Below are 3,022 nucleotides of genomic sequence, written 5' to 3'. Positions count from 1 at the left end.
TACCAAGAAATGGACACCACGATCCTAGCTCTCCCTCGAACTTGGACTAACGTCCAGAGCATGGGGTTGTCGATCTGTGGCGTCCGGAGACAATGATGCGACATACAAGGGGTTGGGGGTGAGGGCCAGCAGTGCAGATTGCGACAAGTCAGCAAGCAGACCCGCTTACCCTCTCCCCCGCCCCTCTCCCAGAGGGAGAGGGGAGAAACCCAGCAGCGAGCCTGGGGCCTCAATCCGTCACCGCCCCCTTGCTCGCAGTCGACGCCAGTTTCGAGAACTTCGCCAGCACGCCTCTGGTATAGCGCGGTGCCGGTTGTTTCCATGCGGCACGGCGTTTCGCCAGTTCTTCGTCGGGCACGTTCAGTTGCAGCAGTAGCTGCAGCGCATCGATCGTGATCGAGTCCCCTTCCTGCACCAGTGCGATCGTGCCGCCTACGAAAGCTTCCGGGGCGACGTGGCCGACCACCATGCCCCAGGTGCCGCCCGAGAATCGTCCATCGGTGATGAAGCCGACCGATTCGCCCAGCCCCTTGCCGATGATCGCCGAGGTCGGCGCCAGCATTTCCGGCATGCCTGGACCACCCTTCGGGCCGAGATAGCGAAGCACGAGAATATCGCCGGGCTGGATGCGGTCGGCGAGGATGGCATCCATGGCGCTGGCTTCGTCCTCGAACACGCGCGCCGGCCCGGTGATGACCGGGTTCTTGAGCCCGGTGATCTTGGCCACCGCGCCTTCTTCCGCCAGGTTGCCCTTGAGGATGGCCAGGTGGCCCTGTTTGTACAGCGCGCGGTCCAGCGGCATGATCACGTCCTGATCGGCGCGCGGCTGATCGGGTACGTGTTCCAGTTCCTCGGCCAGCGTGCGGCCCGTGATGGTCAGGCAATCGCCGTGCAGCAGGCCGGCATTGAGCAGGATCTTCATGACCTGCGGTATGCCGCCCGCGCGATGCAGGTCCGTGGCCACGTATTCGCCCGATGGTTTCAGGTTGCAGATCACCGGCACACGGCGGCGAATGCGCTCGAAATCGTCGATCGTCCACTCCACCTCGGCCGAGTGGGCGATGGCCAGGAAGTGCAGCACGGCATTGGTGGAGCCGCCCGTCGCCATGATCAGCGACACCGCGTTCTCGATGGACTTGCGCGTGATGATGTCGCGCGGCTTGATGTCGCGCTTGATGGCTTCCACCAGGACGCGGGCCGATTCCGCGGCGCTGTCCACCTTTTCCTGATCGGGGTTGGCCATCGTCGACGAGTACAGCAGCGACATGCCCAGGGCCTCGAACGACGAACTCATCGTGTTGGCCGTGTACATGCCGCCGCACGATCCCGTGCTCGGGCAGGCGTTGCGCTCCACGCCTTCGAAGTCTTCCTCGCTCATGCGGCCGGCAGTGAACTCGCCCACGGCTTCGAACGACGAGACGATGGTCAGATCCTTGCCCTTCCAGTTACCCGGCCGGATGGTGCCACCGTAGACATAGATGCCCGGCACGTTGATGCGTGCCAGCGCGATCATGCCGCCCGGCATGTTCTTGTCGCAGCCGCCGATCACGACCACGCCGTCCATCCACTGGCCCTGCGCGGCGGTCTCGATACAGTCGGCGATCACCTCGCGCGAAATCAGCGAGTACTTCATGCCCTCGGTGCCCATCGACATGCCATCCGAGATGGTGGGCGTGCCGAAGATCTGCGGATTGGCGTCGGCAGCGCGGATGGCGTCCACGGCGGCGTCTGCCAGGCGCTGGAGGCCGGCGTTGCAGGGGGTGATCGTCGAGTGGCCGTTGGCGATGCCGACCATCGGCTTGTCGAAGTCTTCCTTCTGATAGCCGAGCGCGTAATACATGGAGCGGTTGGGGGAGCGCGCCACGCCCTGCGTGATGTGCCGCGAACGCTTGTTGAACGCCATGGGACTGTCTCCGGGGGATGGTTGTTGTTGCGTTGTTGTGCGGGAAAGGATGCGCTCCACGTTCCGGGGTGTCAAATAGTTCGATCCCGAGGTGCAAAAACGTTTTATGACATCATTACGCACCATTCGGCACGTCAGAATGACGGCGCGCGACCCCTGTCCGCGCACGCCAACGATTTCAATCTTTCCATCACGACATGCTCGTTCATCCGCAATTCGATCCGATTGCCATCCATCTGGGGCCGCTGGCCATCCGCTGGTACGGCCTGATGTACCTGGCCGGCTTCATCATGTTCCTGTGGTTCGGCCGCCTGCGCATCAAGCAGCCGCACATCGCCGCGCGCGGCTGGGTGACGCGGGATCTCGACGACATGCTGTTCTATGGTGTGCTCGGCGTGATCCTGGGCGGGCGGCTCGGCTATGTGCTGTTCTACAAGCCGAGCTACTACCTGACCCATCCGCTGGAGATCTTCAAGGTGTGGGAAGGCGGCATGGCCTTCCACGGCGGTTTCCTGGGCGTGCTGGTGGCGATGTGGGTGTTCGGCAAGGTACGGCGCCGCCACTGGATGGAAGTGACCGACTTCATCGCGCCAATGATCCCGTGCGGACTCGCCGCCGGCCGGATCGGCAACTTCATCAATGGCGAGCTGTGGGGCCGCCCGACCGACCTGCCGTGGGGCATGATCTTCCCGCAGGCCGGCGACAACATTCCACGCCATCCGTCGCAGCTGTATCAGTTCGCGGGCGAAGGTGTGGCGCTGTTCATCATCCTGTGGCTGTTCTCGCGCAAGCCGCGGCCGATGGGCGCAGTGTCAGGGGTGTTCCTGATCGGCTATGGCGCGTTCCGCTTCCTGGCCGAATTCGCGCGCGAGCCGGACACCTTCCTGGGCCTGCTGGCGCTCAAGCTGTCGATGGGCCAGTGGCTGAGCCTGCCGATGATCCTGGTCGGCGTGTTGATGGTGCTGTGGGCCTACCGCCGCCAAGCCAACGGCGCCGCAGCCGGCGCCCGTTAAGAGACTTCCCCTCCGGTGTGCTCCCCTCTCCCGCCACGCGGGAGAGGGGCCGGGGGAGAGGGCCAGCGGTTCAAATCACGACAAACGCCTGCCCACACCCCTCAAC

Annotated in this window: 2 protein-coding genes; one reads left to right on the top strand and one right to left on the bottom strand. The window is 64.1% G+C overall.

Going from position 1 to position 3,022, the window contains the following annotated elements:
• Positions 1–229: 229 nt before the first annotated feature.
• On the bottom strand, positions 230–1,903 hold the full coding sequence (gene ilvD, locus FFS21_RS31730; RefSeq protein ID WP_137928632.1) for a dihydroxy-acid dehydratase: 1,674 nt from the start codon (positions 1,901–1,903) through the stop codon (positions 230–232).
• Positions 1,904–2,100: 197 nt separating this feature from the next.
• Between ilvD and lgt the strand changes: the two genes are divergently transcribed.
• Positions 2,101–2,916, top strand: coding sequence for a prolipoprotein diacylglyceryl transferase (gene lgt, locus FFS21_RS31725; RefSeq protein WP_137928631.1), 816 nt, complete (start codon positions 2,101–2,103; stop codon positions 2,914–2,916).
• Positions 2,917–3,022 lie beyond the last annotated feature (106 nt).

The organism is Cupriavidus sp. 2SB, assembly GCF_005503625.1.
Taxonomy (GTDB): domain Bacteria; phylum Pseudomonadota; class Gammaproteobacteria; order Burkholderiales; family Burkholderiaceae; genus Cupriavidus.
The sequence above is the reverse complement of the archived record's forward strand: the minus strand, read 5'-3'. Positions and strand labels throughout refer to the sequence as shown.

Coding starts and splice junctions, on each gene's coding strand:
- ilvD (WP_137928632.1), bottom strand. CDS start 1,903: ATGGCGTTCAACAAGCGTTCGCGGCACATCACGCAGGGCGTGGCGCGC.
- lgt (WP_137928631.1), top strand. CDS start 2,101: ATGCTCGTTCATCCGCAATTCGATCCGATTGCCATCCATCTGGGGCCG.